This window comes from Streptomyces sp. MMG1121 (assembly GCF_001280015.1).
GTDB lineage: Bacteria > Actinomycetota > Actinomycetes > Streptomycetales > Streptomycetaceae > Streptomyces.
The window spans coordinates 49,646-66,731 of the sequence record NZ_LGDV01000187.1 but is presented as its reverse complement, the minus strand read 5'-3'; the positions used below and the strand labels follow the sequence as shown (position 1 = coordinate 66,731).

Here is a 17,086-nt window from a genome sequence, read left to right as displayed (position 1 = left end):
CCCGGCACCGCTTCGGGCGCGACAGCGGTCCGGCCGCGATCCCGGCTTCGCCCTGCTGTCCGCCAGCGGGGGTTCGGACTCGGCGGTCGCCCCAACAGGGCCCGTACCCGCTGCTGAGCCCGGGTTGCCCGTTCCGCCGCATCGACCGGTACGCGCGATCCCTCGGCATCTGTGATCCGTGACTGGAGGGTTCGGCTGATGGCTGTCGGTCCGTTGCTGATGCAGGCTCAGGGCGTAGGGCAAAGGCTGGTCGCCGTGCCACCGTCGCCTCCCCTGAGGGGAACCTGAACGTGGCCATGCCGCCCTTTGAACGCGAATCTGTCCCTGCCGCACCTTTGCGTGCAGCAGGGGCACATCTCAGCAGGTGATGATCACCCAGAGCTCATGACGGTGGCGCTTGAGAACAGACCCACTCCTCTACGGGTGGTAGATCTCCTGCATGGCGGCGATGTGGCCCTGGCCGTTGACGCGGTAGTAGAAGTACGGGCTGTTGGCGAGCTTGTGACTCACCAGCCACTTCGGGGTGACCTTCACGGTCGTGGTGTCGCGGAGGACCTTGACGGAGGCGCCTGACGCGAAGACGAGCGACTTGGCCGCTCCACTCGGGGTGTAGACGACGTCCTCGTCGTTCTTCGTGTTCACCTTGCAGGTCTCCGGCGTGATGCGCACGACGGTCTTGCCGTGGACGTTCTTGGCGGAGTCCAGCTTGAAGAAGTGCTGGTACCCCGCAGGCAGGTGGCACGGCTTCCAGGCCGTAGACCCCGTAGCCCTGGCCGATCCGGCCTTGGCGGACACGGCCGGGGAGCTTGCCGCCGTGTTCGGGCTGGCGCTGGAAGACCCGCACGCGGTGGCCACGAGCGCGGCGGCGGAGGCCAGGACGACGGCTGCGGATGCGTAACGGTGGTTCATGAACATCCTCTGCTACGAAGAACTGCTGACACCAAGCTAGATAACGGACCGCAGTCGTGGGTTTCACCGACCGCCCGCTGTGACAGGACGGTGACAACCGCCACGCCGTGGAGCGACCGGCTGGTCCGGCGCTCCTGGTCGAGGGTGCCCTGCCGCCCGTCCGGAAGCCAGGTGGCGCGCACCTGTCCGGCTACGCCCGGCCGGTCAGTGACGGCGGTCTGGCCCCGGCAACCACCCGTCCGGTCAAGGCCGGGCTGCTGGACCGGCGGGCCGAGCCGCGCACCTCGGCCGCCCAGCGGCACTGTCTGAGGTTGACCACCGCGGGCCACACGACGCCGCTGCGTCGATCGCGGGACACCGACGCGTGGGACATTAGAGTTGGCACCGGGTGCTTCACGGTCCTGGCCTTCGTCTCCCAGCTTCCTGACTGATCGTGCCGTGGACCTGGCCGCGCCGCTGGACGTTGTGCAGGGCAGAGCCAGAACCTGCCTTGCACCGGCCGGGGCGTAGATCAGCGGCCGAAGGGCTCCACCTGTCTGGTGCCTGGCCGGGAACCGGGTTGGTGATGGTGGCGTTCTTGCCTGACGACCCGAGTTGGCGGGATGTCGTAGGGTCCGGGTCCATGACTACGACGCTGATGACATACGCAGGACCAGGGGAGCCCGACGCGCTGATCACGCGCACCGGAGGCACCCCGCTGGCCCCTCCGGGGGCGGTTTGGCCCAACTGCGCGACGTGCGGGGGACCGATGCAGTTCCTGGCCCAGATACTCCTAGACGACCTGAGCCGCCCGGTCGGCGGCGGCACTCAGGCCGGCCATGTCATGGCGATTTTCATGTGCCAGAACGATCCCGGCATGTGCGACGAGTGGAGCCCGACGGCCGGCGGCAACCGCGCCCTGCTCTACCCCGCGGACGCACTGCAGCCGATGGCCGCACCCGAGCCGGACGAGGAGGAGGACGAGGAAGACGAGGACGAGGACGTGCTCCGCCTCGGGGCCGTCAACGCCGTGACCCTGGTGCCCGCACCCTCCGCCGACTACTTCAGCGCACGGGAAGAATGGGGCAACCGCAGCGGAAACAGCCTGCGGAATGTCCTGGGACAACTCGGCGGACAGCCCGGCTGGCTTCAGGGCGACGAGACACCCGCATGCTCGACCTGCACCCAGCCCATGTCGCTGGTCGCACAGCTTGAGGAGGGACCGGATCACGCCACGGCAATGAACTTCGGCGGCTGCGGCACAGCGTTCGCCTTCGCCTGCGGGCCCTGCACCCAGGCAGCCTTCCTGTGGCAGTGCTGATCGACCGGACGAGATCCGTACCTGACATCGTCCGCCGCACCTCAGAACCCATCCTTGAACCTCGATTGATCTCCCCGCGCTCGCCCGGCTTCATCGCGATGAGTGCGGACACTGCCGAGCACGACCTCACTCGGACGGCGCGACCGGGGACCACATTCCAAACGACTGCTCAGCGCCGTAAGCCTCGAACCGCTCTACCTCGACAAAGCCAAGCTTCGCCGCGAGGCGCATCGAGCGCTCGTTGGCGGTCTGGGTAGCGAGTACCACTGGTTCGCCGGGAAGTGCGCTGGCGAACCAGCCCAGTGCCGCTGCGCACGCCTCGGCGGCGTATCCGCGTCCCCAGGCCTCCGGTAGGAACAGGTAGCCGAGCTCGGCCTTCCCGGCAGCCTGCCGAAGGTGCCCCGTGTCCTTGGTGAGTGTGATCTGGCCGATCATCGCTCCGCCGAGATCGATCACGAAGAAGCCAGGCCGCCGTCCGGGTATCTCAGGCACCTCGCGTTCGAGCTCATCACGCGGTCGAGGACCACCGAGGTAGGTGTGCACGTCCGATGAGGCAAACAACTCGATGAACGCCGTACGGTCCCGGGCCTCGGACTCACGGAGCACGAGCCTCTCGGTCCTGATCGGGGCAGGCGGCCAGGCGACGGGTCCAAGATCAGTCATGCCGACCAGCCAATCAGCGGGCCTGGTGGCGATCAAGACTCACCGACCGATCAACTCATCGGCCCAGGCCCGTCCTTCTTCTCTCACATCCCCTCCAACCAGCCGCAAGCCGCGCTGCTTCACCCTGCGGGTTTAAGAATGGGTTCTCAGCCGAATCCCCTCGACCTGGGGCGCGCTCGTAGAAGCCGGCGGGCGGCGGCGGAGTTCATGTCCCACTTGCCGGCCTGTGTACGGCGCGAGGGCCGCTTCCCGTGCTCGTACAGCCACCGCCGCACACCGGTGGGTCGAAGTGTTGGACCGTCCTCACCCACCACCCCATGTCCTCGCCTTGGTGCCCGACGTGGCCCGGCGTGTCGGCGATGCACCGCCGACCTCCATCTGGTGCCGGACCAGATGGAGGGCGTACTGCCGTTCCAGCGGCCAGACTGGGCACACCGGGCACCAATACGGGCCGATGTCCTCCAGCTGCTCGTGCCGCACATCCCACAGCGCCCCCGCCCCGATCGAACCGTCAGACCCTCGGCGGCCGCTACCCGATCCCGACAGCCTTCCGGTCGTCGGCCCACCCCCTCCTCGGCCAGATGCCCACCCCGTAGCTCTGCACGGCGGCGTTCAGCGGCGCAAGGAGGTGCCCAGGGCGGACGACTGCCGGCCGGTGCGCGTGCGGCAGTTGCTGTGCCCCTGGTCCGCGCTGGTGCTCTCCGGCCTTGTCCAGGGCCGGCCGACGGCCGGACGCGGGAGCCGGACCCCATTTCGTGATTCCGTGACCGGTTCCCACCTGGTGCGGTCCGCCTGCTGCCCAAGCGCGTTGACGGGCCGGGTGACGGTGCGCGGGCGAGTCCGTCGATGCGGCGTGAGCAGGACACGGCCGATTACCGACGTTGTTCCGCCGCCGAGTTGGTACTGCTCGTCGTGACGTCCTAGAGTCGATACATGGTTGGTCCAGGCAACCTTTGGTACGGGTGTGCGGCCAACCTGCGTGGAGCGGAGCCGGCGTGACCGAGGTCATGCGACGCCCGTCTCCCGTGCCCCCCACCACAGATGAACAGCCACCATGCCGGCCTGCGAGTGCGTGCGCGCCGGCTCAGGAGGACCACACATGTCCAATGTCGCCCCACGCTTCCGCAGTCATGTGGAGTACATCCTCGACGCTCTGCGGCAGAACCCCGACCGCGAGACGTTGGTGTACGGCAACCAGCGTGTCACCGCAGGGGAGTTCTGTGCATTGGTGCACCGGATGGCGTGGGCCATGCAGGCGCAGGGAGTCGAGCGCGGACAGACCGTCACTCTTCTCAGCGGCAACCTGCCAGAGGCCGTCGCCGTGCGATACGCGGCCAATCTGATCGGCGCCCGGGTCAACCACCTGTACAGCAAGCTCGCTTCGGACGTGCAGGCCGCCATCGTCCGGGACATGGAGAGCCGGGCACTCATCGTCGACGTCCGGATGACGGACCGGGCCGCCGAGATCACCGAGTCCGTACCGGTCAAGTCGGTGCTGGTGCTGGGCCCGACCGACACCGCCGAGGATCTGCTGGCGCTCGCCGCGGCCCAGTCCGATGAGCCCTTCGTGAGCCAGGCGCAGCCGGACGACATATGTGCCATCCGGCACACCGGCGGGACCACCGGCCACCCGAAGGGGATATGCACCACCTACCGGCAGGTGCAGGCGCAGCGCTCCGCCCGCCCGGTCGACAGTGACACGGCCTCCGCGCCCCGCCAACTCGTCGCCACTACCATCGCCCACGCGGCCGGCATGCTCGCGGACGGCGTGCTGGAGTCCGGCGGCACGGTGGTCATGCTCGACGACTTCGAGCCGGGGACGGTGCTCGAGACCATCGAGCGCGAGCGCATCACCCACCTGTGGCTGCTGCCGCCCCTCCTCTACCAGCTGCTCGACCACCCCGACATGCAGCACACCGACACCTCCACGCTGCGCCAAATCCTCTACGGCGGCTGCCAGGCCTCTCCGACACGGCTCGCCGACGCCGTGCGCCGCCTCGGCCCCGTGCTGATGCAGGGATACGGCCAGAACGAGGCAGGCCTGGTGAGCACGCTCTCCCCGGACGACCACGCCCACCCCGAGCGGCTGCGCAGTGCGGGAAAGCTCCTGGACGGCGTCGAGGTCGAGATCCGGGACGAGGCAGGCAACGCGCTCCCCGACGGCGAGCACGGCGAGATCGTGGTGCGCTCCGGCATGGTCATGCAGGGCTACTGGAAGCAACCCCAGCTCACCGCCCAGGTCCTCCAGGACGGTTGGCTGCACACCGGCGACATCGGATTCCAGGACGGCGACGGCTACCTGACCGTCGTGGACCGGCTCAAGGACATGATCGTCGTGGTCGGCGGCCACGTGTACACCACCGAACTGGAAGATCTGCTCAACAGCCACCCGCAGGTCCTGCAGAGCGCCGTCTACGGTGTCCGCGACGAGGACCGCATGGAGCGGGTCCACGCCGCCGTACTGCTCGCCCCCGGTGCCACGACCACCGCCGACGAGTTGCGTGCCATGGTGCGCGCCGAACGTGGCGCGATGTACGAACCGGCCCGCATCACCTTCCCGGCCGAGCTGCCCCTCACGGACGTGGGCAAGCCCGACAAGAAGGAGCTGCGCCGTCGTGCCACGGCCCACGCGTGAGCGTGCTCGCCGCGGGGCCGCCGGGCTTCCGCGCTCGGAGACGGATACGGGCCGGTCACACAGGTCCTGTTCGCGTGGGCACCGGTCGAAGCGGCCGTCGGCCCCGAACCGCCCCCGGTGATCCGGCCGACCCGGACCCTCGACGACCTCGGCGACGGGCGAAGCAGCCTGAGCGAACTGGCTTGCGAGCGCCGTGCTGAGGACGGCCCGGGGCAGTCCTGCCTCCGGGCGCTCCTCGATCGCCTCGCCAGGCGGCATCCGGCAGGTGACCGGCCGACGCGGAGCCGATGTACGGATCAGCGCTCGGTTCGGGCCGAGTTGCACTCACTCGACGGAGCGGCACTGCCGGGGATCCCGGAAGACCGGTCGGTGCTGTCACGCCTGGGCGGCCCTGCCAGTCGGCGTCTGGTGGCAGGCGTCCTGATCTCGCTGAGGTCGACCCCCGCCGAGGGCTGACCCGACCGGTCAGGCGGGAACCGACGCGGAGCCGACCGCGAGGTCGAATGCGTCGCCCGGGACCCGGCCCGGACCCGCGAACTGACGTGTGCGGCGGACCGGATCGGCGTCGACCTGTGCCTGCACCCCTGGGCCGATGCGGCCCGCCACCGTCACGCGGCCCTGGTTGTCTGCACCCGCCCGGCACCGCGGACCCGCTCGCCCCGCACTGGCCGGCAGCAGAGACCATCCTCATCGACGTCGTCCACCTGCCCTGGCCCACTGCGATCGCCCAGGCCACCCGCCGCGCAGGCAGCACCGTCATGAACGGGCTGCCGATGCATGTGCACCAGGCCGCGCGACAGGTCGAGCTTCAAACCGGCCGCCTGGCACTGATCCAGGTCGGCGCCACTGGAGCCAGATTGTCACTGGCACCTCGTACGGTCCCCACATGGGTATCACCTCGGCCTGGTCCATCAGCGCCCACAACGACGACTTCATCAGCACGCTGGCCTCGCGGCTGCTCCCGCTGATCGCTGCGGAGCGGGACGACCCGTTGGCACGAGAACGCTGGGACCGCTGGCGCCGGGATCCTCTGCCGGACTTCCGCACCTGGTGGAGGCCCTTCGGCCAGTCCTGCCGAAGGGAGGCCGGCGACCTGAACTCCTTCGGCGAGCTGACCGCCTCCGGGGAGCACGTGCAGAAGATGTACGACGGTCTGTCACCCGACGACGACTTCTCACTGCTCACGGACGTGTGGGACCTGGTCACCGGAGCGCAGGACATCTTCGTTTCCGTGCAGACCAAGGAGTTCGCGCTGAGATCCTTCTTTCACGCGATCGGCCCCGATCGGGCCGTCCTCCTGCCTGGCTGGTGCGGTAACTTCCTGCTCACCTCCGCCGAGGTGCGCGAGACGCTGCCTGCTGTCGAGCGCGCACTGGGCTTCACAGCCAAGGAGCGCGCGGAGGCCGAGGACCAGGACTGGCTGGGCTACGGCGACGATGAGGAGAGCGTCCTGGACGGACCGCTGCGGATATGGCGGCAGGCCGCGGCGGACGCACGCGGCCTCTGCGGGGTGTCCGTCACCATCTACTGAGCGGATGGATGGATGACCAGCGATGTCATTCCCCGTGCCGCGCTGTATCAGGAGGCCAAACGCAGGTCGTCATGCCGCCGCTCATTGGGCTACTTCGTCCTGAGGCCGCACGTACCTCGGGCTGAATGGCTGGTGGGGGAGCGAGGAGGTGGCGAGAGGCGAGTCGGGGAGCGCAGCATGCCCGGGCCGCGCGCCACGCACACCGACGAGAGGACATCGGCACCGTGTTGACGATCTGGCCCGAAGCGCCGAAGAGGTCTGCGATTCTGGTGGAGACCAAGAAGGGGACCCATGGCCCACCGCCCGTACCCGAGCCGGAACCGCGCACTGAAGCAGCTTCTCCGGCACGCCTCCGGGGCAGGCGCGGCAGTCACGGCCCGACCGCTGTCACCCTTCGAGAAGCAGCTGCTCGACGGTACGGCCACCGTCGTCCGGGACATAGGCCCCCTGACTGCCTCCCTGCGGCGTGTGAGGCCGTCCGCCGACGAGTACCAGGTGCCGACGCGCTGACCGAGGGTGTACCACTCGTCGGCGCCGGTGTACTGGACGGTGAAGTGCGCGTTGCGTCCGCCGCCGCGGAGGTTGGTGCGTACGGTGAGTTCGCCCGTGATGACGCCGACTTCGTCCTTCCCTCTGCGCTTGGTCCTCGCCGCCGGTACGACGGTGATCCGCTCGATGTGCCATCTCGGCACCGGGTGGATCCGCTCGCCGCGTGCTGAGCCGGGCCGTTGGCGACCTCGCTGCCCGTGCCTGCCGGGTTGCGGAGTTGATGCTCGAAGTCGTGCCCGGGGGCGCCTGTCCGACACGCCTGCGGCCCATGTCCCGGCGCCGTTATGTGAAGCGGGACGTCGTCCAGGCCGGGCTTGATGCCGATGCCGATGCCGCCTGGGAGGTCGGGCTGCGCGAAGCCGCACGGATTGCGGCTCGCGCCGATGAACTCCAGGCGCTGCGCGAGCTGGGCACGCTGGAGCGGGCCGAGCCTCCCGCGTCCGCGACGAAGTCGCCCGGGGCGGACTGACCAGCCGCACCGGGTCGTGGTTCTTCGTCAGCGGACTCACACCGTGGTCGTGACCGGGTGTCCGCCCGGGCGGGGGCCGATGAGGACACGGGAGAACAAGCGTGGGTCGGCCAGTTTCAGGGGCCCCGCGGTCATGTGGAAGAGGCCGGAAAAGGCTGTGTAGAGCTGCGGATCGTGGGGGACCGTGTCGATCAGGCGGTTCATGAACCAGTTGCCGGCCTTCACGGGCCAGGTGGGCCGTGACTGCTCCCAGGCGCGATCGGGGATGGTTGCCATCAGCCATGAGGACGTGGTGAGGCGAGCCAACCGCTGCTGGAAGTCCTGCCCGTTGAGGGGAGTGCGAGTGCGCCGGCTGCTGAGCATCTGGTCCAGCAGACGAGCTTCGAGGGCCGCGATCGTCATGCCCTGACCGTAGGCGGGGTTGAAGGCGCACACCGAGTCCCCGAGCGCGATCAGTCCGTCAGGCCAGCGGGACAGACGATGGTAGGCGATCCTGCGGTTGACCGTACGGGCGTAGCGGCGCACGTCGGAGGTAGGGGTGAGGGAGGCGATGGTATCGGCGATGGGGCCACGCAGCGTCGCGGCGAATGCGAGGAACTCCTCGGCGTCGTGCGGGAGTTGAGTTCCGTTGGCTCCGTGCAGGGTGACGTGGAGCGCCTTGTTCTCGATCTGGATCGCGTAGCACCCTTTGGGGAAGTCGGGGGCCCGCAGAGGTTGCAGCACGCCCATCCACGAGGGCGGGGCCTGTCCTTCCGGGAAGGCGTAGGTGCGTGAGGCGTAGCCGACTTGAGCGTCGACGGTCGTCGTGCGGGGGCTGGGCAGGCCGAGGGCGGCCAGCCATCGCGGCAGGTGGGAGGAGCGGCCCGACGCGTCCACCACGAGGTCAGCGGCGATCTCTTCTTCACCGTCACCGTCCTTGACGCGCACGCCGACGACCTTGCCGGGGCCGGCACTGCTCAGGCCCGTGACGGTCAGTCCGTCCCGGAACGTGACGGGATCCAGCGCCCTCACCCGGCGGCGGAGGACATGCTCCAGGAAGGGGCGCGAGAAGGTCTGGATCGGCATGCCCATCGTCGTTGGCGGCGGGGTTCCGTTGGGCAGCACGGCACACAGGCCCTCGCCCCAGTCCCACACCGGCGCACCGGCCTGTTCCAGCTCGGTCCGAAGCCCCGGGAAGTACCCCTCGAACACCTCGGCACCGAGGGCCAGAAGGCCATGGACATGGTGCCCCTGCGGTACTCCGGCTCTGGGGCCGGACACACCGGGAAGTGTGTCGCGTTCGATGACGGTGACGGCCTCGCACCTGCCGGCCAGGACACGAGCGGCGGCAAGCCCCGCCATGCCCGCCCCGATCACCACAGCGTGCCGGACGTCCGTATCCATGTGCATGCCGCTCCCCTCCTGCTTCGGGCTGAATGCTGCCGTGCCCGGACCCTTGCCTGCCCCGATCGGCCGGCAGATATCCCCGAAGGGGTAATCTATCGGGCACGTTCCGTAATCAGGGTGATCCCGCGGGGCCGGCGGCTCGCCCGGCTGCCGGCGTGCTCGTCGTGGCCACCGAGGTTCCTGGTGCTCTCGGGGCACTGAGCCGAATCCACCATGGACGACCTCTTCGCCGACATCCCCGCCGTCCGGACCCGTGCCCTCGTGGCTGCTTGCCACCCGGGCCGCCGAACCCGTGCGGTCTCCTTGGCCGACGCGGCGCCACCAGCCTGCCTGCGCCAGGCTCTCGCCCCCAACCTGGCGGCTCTGGCCGCCGGTACCGGCCTCGATGCCTACGTACGTTGAGGTCGTCGACACTTCCCCGGTTGGTGCACGAGACACCCCGCGACGTCACGGGTGACTCCGACCTCGGCCTTCGGGTTCCGCCGATAGTGACCGAGGCCGCACACAACATGCCCGGGCCGCTGAAGGGAGTTCGGCTAGTGCCGCGACCGGACGGGTTCACGGTCAGCGGGTGTGTGAGTCACCGCTGCTCCCCGGTTTCGGCTGGTCACAGGGCTGAACGACCTCGTTTGCATGGTTGTAATCAACTTGCTAGCCACCTCGGCGGGCGGGCAGGGTGTGAATCATGCTTGAACTACGCACTTTGGAATCAGACGACTGGCCCCTTTGGCGGGAGTTGCGACTGGCCGCGCTTGCTGAGGCGCCCTATGCGTTCGGATCGACGCTGGCCCAGTGGCAGGGCTCCGGCGACCGAGAGGAACGTTGGCGTGCCCGTCTGTCGACTCCTGGCGCGCACAATCTCGTCGCGCTCCTCGACGGCCTTCCGGCGGGCATGGCCAGCGGAGTGCCGGGCGAGGGAGCGGAGAACGTGGAGTTGATCTCGATGTGGGTCAACCCCTCGGCTCGGGGCAAGAGTGTGGGTGACTACCTGATCCAGGCGGTCGAGCGATGGGCGGCGGAACGTGGTGCCACGACGCTGCGGTTGTCCGTTATGCCGGACAACCACAAGGCGACCGCGCTGTATGAGCGGCACGGTTTCACGGACACGGGTGAGCCCGGCGATCTTCTGCCGGATGGCGTTGGCAGGGAGCGGGTCATGGCGAAGAGCCTGGCCGTTGTGTGATCTCCACATCCGGGCACGGCGGGATCCCTCACTTGGTCAGGCTGCGGCGGCGAGGGGGCGTTCGCCCCTGCGCATGCCCTTCTCGCTGCGGCTGCGGCTGCGGCTGCGGGGGCAGGGGCTGGTGGGCGCGTTCGCGGCGCTGCGCGGCCAGGACGTCGGGGTGGCGCGGGATCTGGTTGCGCCAGCGCAGCTAGTGGTGTGGCTGGCGGGCCTGGACGGTGTGGTGCCGCAGCAGCCAGAAGTGTGCCTCGATCGGCTTGGCCCAGGACGCGTTCGTCGGGGTGAAGCACAGCTCGACCTTGCTCCGCGGGGCGGCCGCGCGATGAAGTTGCGCAGCACGAGGGAGTTGGTCGCCTGGACCAGGCGGCCGCCTTCGTCGTTCCGGCCCAGTTGCACGGTGGCCAGGCCCGGTCGCCGACGAGCTCCGCGACCCGCGTACACCGGCTTCCGGCGAGTCGGTCGCGATGAAAATGTTCCGTCGATCCACCTCGGGGCCGAGTTCGGCGGCCCGGGCATTGACCGCCAGCTGATTGAAGGATTTGACGCCGGAACCAGGCGACGCTGCGAACGGGTGAAGGGACTGAGGCTCGCGGGTATTGGCGATGCTGACCTCGATACCGGCTCGGGCGAACAGCCACTCCAAGGCCGTCCCGACAATCCCGCCGCCGACGATCGCCTGCCGCGTGGGTGCAGTCATGACCGCGCTCCCCATTTGGGTAACGCGTGAACTTGAACCTACGCCGTGGCTGAGTCACATGTGAACCAAGCATTAGGGTAGCGGTCATGACGTAGGCTCGGTGGCTGAACGAACAAGAACAGTCGTCCTGGCGCAGCCTGATGACAATGCAAGAAGACCTGTCGGCGTTCATTGAACGGCGGCTGCGCGCCCGATGCGGGCTTTCCCGCGCCGACTACCAGGTCCTGGCCCACCTCTCGGAAGCTCCCGATTCCCGGCTGAACTCCTCCGAGTTCGGCGAACTGCTGGACTGGGAGAAGAGCCGCCTGTCCCAGCACCTGAGCCGGATGCAGACCCGCGGCCTGGTGAAACGTGAGCGGTGTCAGATTGACCAGCGGGGTGCCGTCATCACCATCACCCTTGGGACAGCGACCTGATCAAAGCTGCGGCTCTGTGGCACGTGGCCGACGTCCGAGACGCATTCATCGGCCACCTCGCCGAGACGGAGCTGCACACGCTCACCTTCATCGGCGACAAAGTGCGCACACGTCTGGAGGCGTTGAAACAAGACGCCAACATCAGCCCCGCACCCTCGTCTCCTCGAACCGAGAACAGCCGTCGCCGGTATTCCAGGGGCTCGATTCTTGAGGACGCGAATACCGCCGGGCCGAGCCCCCTTCACCACGATCGCCAAGTCAGCCCACCTGTGCCGCGGCATCCCCCCCGCACGCGGAAGCGGCCGAGGCGACTGACGTGCTGGTCGCGACCTTCCTCAACACACTCGACGACCGCGACAGTTCGCGCGACCACTTCATAGGTGCGGTCGATATGCAGTGCGGTCGATATGCAGTCAGCCGTGAGACTGTGCAGCAGAATTCGAGCCCATACGACATTTTCTTCATCGGGGATCGGCCGTACACCCTGGCCGTGAATGAGCAGGAGGATTCGGTGACGGTGGCACCGTTCCGGGCCGATGGCGCGGTGTTGCTCGCGCCCGTCACTTCCGCTCCAGTGCGGCCAGCCGCAGCTCAAGCTGATCAACCCGGTGCCGCAGCAAGGTGACTTGGGCTTCCAGACTGACTTCTCGTTCCGCCCTGCGCTGAATGCGCGGTGACGCGGCGGCGCGCTCGATCACCGCGTCCAGCTGGACCAGGCGCTGTGGCCCGTTCGGGCCGTCCACCAACCGGGATCGGATCTCGCCGTTGCGGTACCAGGACCGCAGGGCCGAGCGGGAAACGCCGGTCTCGGCCTCCGCCTTGGCCAGTGTGACCCAGGGTGTCTCGTCCAGCTGCTCGAACAACTCCAGCTCGCTCTGCCAGCGCGCGAGCCGGTCCTCCCAGTCCGACGGTGTATCCATCACACCCTCCCTTCAACAGGGCGACCCTATCAAAAACAGTGTATTGACAGGGTTGAGACCATGAAGACATGTCATTTGAAAAGTTCACGGTGAAAGCCCGCAAGGTGGTCGTGACGGCTCAGGAGGAGGCGAGGCAGCTCAAGCACACACACATCGGCACAGAGCACATCCTGTTGGGACTGCTCGACGCGCCGGACAGCATGGCGGCGAAGGTCCTGCACCAGCTCGGGTACGACAAGGAGACGGCGCAGGCCGATATCGCCGCGGTGGTCAAGCCCGGCACGGAGGAGCTGAGCGGCCATATCCCGTTCGCGCCGCGCGCGAAGAAGACGCTGGAACTCGCCCTGCGCGAGGCGCAGCAGCTGCACCACAACTCCATCGGTACGGAGCACATCCTGCTCGCCCTCGTCAGGGAAGGCGAGGGCGTCGGCGCGAAGGTGCTCGGCGAACGGATCAATCCGATCAGCAAGATCCGTGCCGCGGTGCTGGCAGCGCTGGAGGGGTCCCAGGATGTCGCGACCGGCCCGTGGCCGGCCGGCACACCTGCCACCGAGGACACCGTTTCCACCGCCAGCGCGCTGGCCGGTGGCGCACCGGTCGGCAGCCATCACCTGCTGGAGGCGATGCTGCGGACGGAGAACAGCATGGCGGCCAGGGCGCTGCGTGAACTCGGGGTCGACCCGGACGCGGTCGCCGCCAAGATCGACGAACTCGACCCGGAAACGACCTCGGACGCGAACCCGGAGGAATCCGCCGCGCGCAAGATGGAAATCCGGCTGGTCGACGATGAGGTGCACCTGATCCTTCGGGACCCGACAACGGTCACGAACGCCAAGAAGGTCACCGAGCTGTCCAACGGCCCGATCCAGGGCGTCGGGCCGGTCGCCGGCATGTTCGTCCCACTCTGGCGGTCGACCAACCAGCTGCTGCTGCAGATTCAGCGCATGCTCGAACCGGAACCCGAAGAAGAGGACGGATCCGCGGGGGGCAAGGTGGCCAAGGCCGTGCGCACGGTGCTCGCGCCCCGGCTCCGCCGGTGAAGCTGCTGATCGGCGGGCCGGAACCTGTCGGTGGGACGGACGAGGACGGGGGTGTGATGAGCACCTTCCTCGCCGGCGAGCAGCCGGTCGAGATCGTGCCGCGGGCGAACCGGGAACCGGTCCGGCTGCGGGTGGAAGGCTCGGTTGCGGACGTGGCCACGCTCGGGGAGGGCGCCGGCGAAGTGTCCGACTCGGCGGCGGGACCGGAGCGGCGGTCGTCCCTCTGACCCGATGTCGAGCAGCGGATTCTCGCGTTGGTCGGAGAGCATCGGTCGACGAACGTGTTCGCCGACTCGCGCAGGCTCCTGCCGGGTTGCCGAGCGGCTCACCGCCCGGCTGTACGAACTGGTCGCCGAGCCGGCCGAGGCCGGCCGGCTCACCAGGTTCCCGGCCCAGGCGCTCGGCGAGTCAGGAATCGCGTCGGGCGCCACGCCGGTGGCGGACCGCTCTGACCACGGGTTGATGTCTTGCGAACAGGCAACACGAGGAAACACAGGCAACCCTGACCACCACCGCCCGACGCCAGCCAGAACATGCTTGCGTTCTTGCAACGGGGCTGAATGGACTACTGCGATGCAGTACGGATTCAGGATTCACGCTGTTGACCCGGGGCTTCACACAGACGTGGTCAGAGCCCCGAAGTCCCCAGGGTCCGCGCGAATCCCTACTTGGATGAGCGGCGAATGATGAGCCCGGGGCCGCACCATGGACCGCTTTGACTCAGCCCAGCACGTCTCTCAGGGCAGTGACATAGCCGTCCAGCCGCTCCGCCACGGCTCGTGTCGTCAGCTCCGTCCTCCCTGCCTCCCACCATGGCTGTACCACCAACTGCACTTCTTCTGAGCACGCTAGCCCGTCCCGCACCCGCCAGTGCAGCCGCTCGCTCGCGGCCGAGGCCAGCACCCCGCCCGCCTCCTCAAACGCCTCAGCCACCGCAGACCCCATGCCGGACGGTGCCGCAGCGCGAGATTGGTGGAGCAGTGCGCCACATCGAGATCCGCCGAGCCCCAGGAGGCAGCCGCCCAGTCGACGACGCCGGTGATCCGGGCACCTGCCGCACTTGTGGGTGGCATGTCGAACAGCACGTTGCCGGGGTGGAAGTCCCGGTGCAGGAATCGCCCTGCATAGCGCGGCGCGGGCTTGCGGATCACGTCGATCGCCGCGGCCCATGCCGCCGTCTCGGCGCCTTCGGAGTCACCACGGTGTCGGTGGTCGTCAACGCCACATACTCCCGGGGCCGCTCGGCGGGTCGCCACGCGTGGATCGCCACGAGTTGACGGGCCAGCAGTGGGAGGCGCGTCTCCCCTCCCTGGTCGTCGAGGACCGTCCTGCCTTCCTGATGTGTCATCAGGAGCGACGGATACGCGCAATGCGCGGCGGTCGGATCAACCGAGACCAGCCCAGGAGCCGGCACGCCGGTCCCGTGAGCAGGGTCAGGCTACCGGCCTCCCTGCTCAGCCATTCCTCGGCGTGCTCCACGTTCACGAAGCTCCGCAACACCAGGTCACGGGTGCCTCCGTCCCGCGTGCCGATGGTCAGCCTCCGCATTTCGGCAGTGATGCCGCCGTGCAGCGCCTCGGTTCTGACGATCCGTTCGCCGACCTCCAGGTGCTGGCTCACCCGGGCCTCAGAAACTCCACCGTTACGAGGTGGACCTGGCCGGCACCGACGCCGGCCCGGCGATCGTTCCACGAACCCCAGGGGCAGCCGCATCACACAGCCGCAGACCCCGGCTGCCTCGGAGAGGCGCCGGACCCACCTGGCGCGCGCCTGTCAGGGACGCGGCCCGAGGAGGTCCGGGACACCACCACGCTTTCGGCCTGTCGACACCGCATCGGGCCGACACCCGCTCCGACCTGCGTGAACCTGGAGGGATGACCCGAAAGGGGTGGCTCGCTTTCCACATGTCGATCACGGGCACGGAGCCGTCCTGATAGCCGGTCACAAGATGAAAAGCGGCTCCCGTTCGATCCGTCCTATCGGCTCCCACTCGAACTGTCGGGGACAGCGCCTCCCTTGCAGCGTGGGTCTGGAAGTCAGCGTGCACGTGGTGGGAAGTGGGGCGAGCAGCTCTGTCCGCACCTATGGCGAGGAGTGGGGAGTTTCAAGGGACTGGCCGGAGTTTCGTGAAGGGGCAGGTCATTGGAATGGGGGTACGTGGGATCCAGCGCCACTCCGCAGGGTGGCACTACCCAGCAGCCACAACCTGGCCGGCCGCGACCTGGGGAGGGTTGGGGAGCAATGAGGCGAGGTTGTCCCGGACGAAGTCCGCCGCCCTCCTGATCGACTCCTCGGCCCCGGCTTGGTCTTCGAAGACGCCGGTGGAGACCATCACTCCATTTCCGGCGTCAACCCAGTAGTAGGCCACGAATCCGGAGACTTGGCGCAGGATAGGCACGAATCCGTCGTTCACTCGGCGTCCTGCCTCGGTAGGGTCGGTCACCCCTTCGTAGCGTCGCACTACTGCGTACATAGCCGATCTCCTCATCGATCCCAAGGTCACCTTGCGCGGAATGGGATACCCACATCGCGCCTCTCTCGCCCGTGGGACGTCCGGAAAGGGCTCGGATAGGTGCATTGGTGATCCGAACCGGGCGTCGGCTGTGGCAGGGCTGGGCGAACCGAGGCTTCACGAAACGCCGGTCGGAGTCTTGATTTCTGCCAGACCTGCTCTCTGTCCCTACTTGATACGAAACTAGATGGTCTGGGAGCAAGGGCGTAAGCAGTCAGGTTCCCGCTCATGTGAATCCAGATCCCGCAGTGCGCGAGCTCTGGGAAATGGGGATGTCCGTCTGGGTGATGTCCTGCCAGAATCGGCGACATAACTGGGTAGGGCCAGCGTGAGGCGACTTCGGAGGTCTCTGGGGTGAGTGACTGCGTCTTCTGCAGGATCGGGCAAGGCGAGGTCGATGAGGACTTGGTCGCCTACCGCTCGGAAAACGTCTTCGTCGTTCCTGCGCTCAAGCAGCGGCAGAGCAACCCTGGTCATGCCCTCGTCCTGCCGGTGTCTCACGTGACCGACCTGCATGACGTGCCAGCTGGTCTCTTGCATGAGATCTTCGAGGTCACAGCAAGAGTGACCTCTGCGGTGAAGGACGCCTACGGGTCTGTCGGAAGCACGGTGACGCAAAACAACCGCATCCCAGGTCAAGTGCTTCATCACGTGCACGTGCATGTCGTCCCCCGGTTCGAGGACGACGGGTTTCGCATGCCGGACCCGGACCTGTGCGAAGCCCCGCGACATGTGCGACGTGCCCGGGCTGCCGCCCTCAGGAAGGCATTGCTGCGGGGAGCTTGAGCCTGGCGACGGTTGATTGACGTGATCTGGGTGGGCCGGGCGGCTTCCGGGGCGACAGGCAGGGCGACGATGGTGACCGGCTGTAGCGCC

Annotated in this window: 19 protein-coding genes and 2 pseudogenes; 11 read left to right on the top strand and 10 right to left on the bottom strand. The window is 68.0% G+C overall.

The window, feature by feature from the left end; genetic code table 11:
• Nucleotides 1–417 precede the first annotated feature (417 nt).
• The gene (locus tag ADK64_RS45965) at nucleotides 418–909 is read right to left on the bottom strand and encodes a hypothetical protein (protein WP_159046287.1); all 492 of its coding nucleotides are present in this window, start codon (nucleotides 907–909) and stop codon (nucleotides 418–420) included.
• 107 nt (nucleotides 910–1,016) lie between these two features.
• On the opposite strand from ADK64_RS45965, the gene ADK64_RS17910 reads away from it, so the two are divergent.
• Nucleotides 1,017–1,340, top strand: coding sequence for a hypothetical protein (locus ADK64_RS17910; protein ID WP_053660109.1), 324 nt, complete (start codon nucleotides 1,017–1,019; stop codon nucleotides 1,338–1,340).
• 134 nt (nucleotides 1,341–1,474) lie between these two features.
• Nucleotides 1,475–2,209, top strand: coding sequence for a DUF1963 domain-containing protein (locus tag ADK64_RS17905; RefSeq protein ID WP_324614414.1), 735 nt, complete (start codon nucleotides 1,475–1,477; stop codon nucleotides 2,207–2,209).
• A gap of 126 nt (nucleotides 2,210–2,335) precedes the next feature.
• Here ADK64_RS17905 and ADK64_RS17900 read toward each other — a convergent pair whose 3' ends face one another.
• The gene (locus ADK64_RS17900) at nucleotides 2,336–2,872 is read right to left on the bottom strand and encodes a GNAT family N-acetyltransferase (RefSeq protein WP_053660215.1); all 537 of its coding nucleotides are present in this window, start codon (nucleotides 2,870–2,872) and stop codon (nucleotides 2,336–2,338) included.
• Between the two features lie 1,099 nt (nucleotides 2,873–3,971).
• On the opposite strand from ADK64_RS17900, the gene ADK64_RS17895 reads away from it, so the two are divergent.
• The 4 genes from ADK64_RS17895 (at nucleotide 3,972) to ADK64_RS17880 (ending at nucleotide 8,056) form a co-directional block, all read left to right on the top strand.
• Nucleotides 3,972–5,507 carry an AMP-binding protein gene (locus tag ADK64_RS17895; RefSeq protein WP_053660107.1) on the top strand — a complete coding sequence of 512 codons (1,536 nt, stop codon included), beginning with the start codon at nucleotides 3,972–3,974 and terminating at the stop codon, nucleotides 5,505–5,507.
• Between the two features lie 886 nt (nucleotides 5,508–6,393).
• Complete coding sequence (locus ADK64_RS17890) at nucleotides 6,394–7,038, top strand: hypothetical protein (RefSeq protein ID WP_053660105.1); 645 nt, start codon at nucleotides 6,394–6,396, stop codon at nucleotides 7,036–7,038.
• Between the two features lie 291 nt (nucleotides 7,039–7,329).
• Nucleotides 7,330–7,548, top strand: coding sequence for a hypothetical protein (locus ADK64_RS45960; protein ID WP_053660103.1), 219 nt, complete (start codon nucleotides 7,330–7,332; stop codon nucleotides 7,546–7,548).
• Between the two features lie 259 nt (nucleotides 7,549–7,807).
• Nucleotides 7,808–8,056: a hypothetical protein gene (locus ADK64_RS17880; RefSeq protein WP_159046286.1), complete on the top strand. Its 249-nt coding sequence runs from the start codon at nucleotides 7,808–7,810 to the stop codon at nucleotides 8,054–8,056.
• 36 nt (nucleotides 8,057–8,092) lie between these two features.
• Here the strand turns inward: ADK64_RS17880 and ADK64_RS17875 are convergent, their stop codons facing one another.
• On the bottom strand, nucleotides 8,093–9,439 hold the full coding sequence (locus tag ADK64_RS17875; protein ID WP_159046285.1) for an NAD(P)/FAD-dependent oxidoreductase: 1,347 nt from the start codon (nucleotides 9,437–9,439) through the stop codon (nucleotides 8,093–8,095).
• A gap of 688 nt (nucleotides 9,440–10,127) precedes the next feature.
• Here ADK64_RS17875 and ADK64_RS17870 point away from each other — a divergent pair.
• Nucleotides 10,128–10,625 (top strand): GNAT family N-acetyltransferase, encoded by a 498-nt coding sequence (locus ADK64_RS17870; protein WP_053660098.1) that lies wholly within the window; start codon nucleotides 10,128–10,130, stop codon nucleotides 10,623–10,625.
• A 36-nt stretch (nucleotides 10,626–10,661) separates the two neighbouring features.
• Here the strand turns inward: ADK64_RS17870 and ADK64_RS43100 are convergent.
• Both ADK64_RS43100 and ADK64_RS47390 read right to left on the bottom strand, forming a co-directional pair.
• Nucleotides 10,662–10,947: pseudogene (locus ADK64_RS43100) on the bottom strand (IS630 family transposase); the annotation flags it as partial.
• Between the two features lie 204 nt (nucleotides 10,948–11,151).
• Nucleotides 11,152–11,322, bottom strand: a pseudogene (locus ADK64_RS47390) (NAD(P)-binding domain-containing protein); the annotation flags it as partial.
• A 146-nt stretch (nucleotides 11,323–11,468) separates the two neighbouring features.
• Between ADK64_RS47390 and ADK64_RS17865 the strand changes: the two are divergent.
• The gene (locus ADK64_RS17865; protein ID WP_159046284.1) at nucleotides 11,469–11,738 is read left to right on the top strand and encodes a MarR family winged helix-turn-helix transcriptional regulator; all 270 of its coding nucleotides are present in this window, start codon (nucleotides 11,469–11,471) and stop codon (nucleotides 11,736–11,738) included.
• A 560-nt stretch (nucleotides 11,739–12,298) separates the two neighbouring features.
• Here ADK64_RS17865 and ADK64_RS17860 read toward each other — a convergent pair.
• Complete coding sequence (locus ADK64_RS17860) at nucleotides 12,299–12,658, bottom strand: hypothetical protein (protein WP_053660094.1); 360 nt, start codon at nucleotides 12,656–12,658, stop codon at nucleotides 12,299–12,301.
• A 173-nt stretch (nucleotides 12,659–12,831) separates the two neighbouring features.
• Here ADK64_RS17860 and ADK64_RS17855 point away from each other — a divergent pair, with 173 nt between their 5' ends.
• Both ADK64_RS17855 and ADK64_RS17850 read left to right on the top strand, forming a co-directional pair.
• Nucleotides 12,832–13,698: a Clp protease N-terminal domain-containing protein gene (locus ADK64_RS17855; RefSeq protein ID WP_234384615.1), complete on the top strand. Its 867-nt coding sequence runs from the start codon at nucleotides 12,832–12,834 to the stop codon at nucleotides 13,696–13,698.
• Nucleotides 13,699–13,754: 56 nt separating this feature from the next.
• On the top strand, nucleotides 13,755–13,925 hold the full coding sequence (locus tag ADK64_RS17850; protein WP_159046283.1) for a hypothetical protein: 171 nt from the start codon (nucleotides 13,755–13,757) through the stop codon (nucleotides 13,923–13,925).
• Nucleotides 13,926–14,418: 493 nt separating this feature from the next.
• On the opposite strand, the gene ADK64_RS47385 is transcribed toward ADK64_RS17850, so the two are convergent.
• The 4 genes from ADK64_RS47385 to ADK64_RS17835 form a co-directional block, all read right to left on the bottom strand.
• Nucleotides 14,419–14,631, bottom strand: coding sequence for an aminoglycoside phosphotransferase (locus ADK64_RS47385; RefSeq protein ID WP_234384623.1), 213 nt, complete (start codon nucleotides 14,629–14,631; stop codon nucleotides 14,419–14,421).
• Nucleotides 14,547–14,954 carry a phosphotransferase gene (locus tag ADK64_RS47380; RefSeq protein WP_324614413.1) on the bottom strand — a complete coding sequence of 136 codons (408 nt, stop codon included), beginning with the start codon at nucleotides 14,952–14,954 and terminating at the stop codon, nucleotides 14,547–14,549. The genes ADK64_RS47385 and ADK64_RS47380 overlap by 85 nt, the downstream gene beginning before the upstream one ends.
• A gap of 91 nt (nucleotides 14,955–15,045) precedes the next feature.
• On the bottom strand, nucleotides 15,046–15,318 hold the full coding sequence (locus ADK64_RS47375) for a hypothetical protein (RefSeq protein ID WP_053660088.1): 273 nt from the start codon (nucleotides 15,316–15,318) through the stop codon (nucleotides 15,046–15,048).
• A gap of 568 nt (nucleotides 15,319–15,886) precedes the next feature.
• Nucleotides 15,887–16,111 carry a hypothetical protein gene (locus ADK64_RS17835; RefSeq protein WP_234384614.1) on the bottom strand — a complete coding sequence of 75 codons (225 nt, stop codon included), beginning with the start codon at nucleotides 16,109–16,111 and terminating at the stop codon, nucleotides 15,887–15,889.
• Nucleotides 16,112–16,564: 453 nt separating this feature from the next.
• Between ADK64_RS17835 and ADK64_RS17830 the strand changes: the two genes are divergently transcribed.
• Nucleotides 16,565–16,996: an HIT family protein gene (locus ADK64_RS17830; RefSeq protein ID WP_053660084.1), complete on the top strand. Its 432-nt coding sequence runs from the start codon at nucleotides 16,565–16,567 to the stop codon at nucleotides 16,994–16,996.
• Nucleotides 16,997–17,086 lie beyond the last annotated feature (90 nt).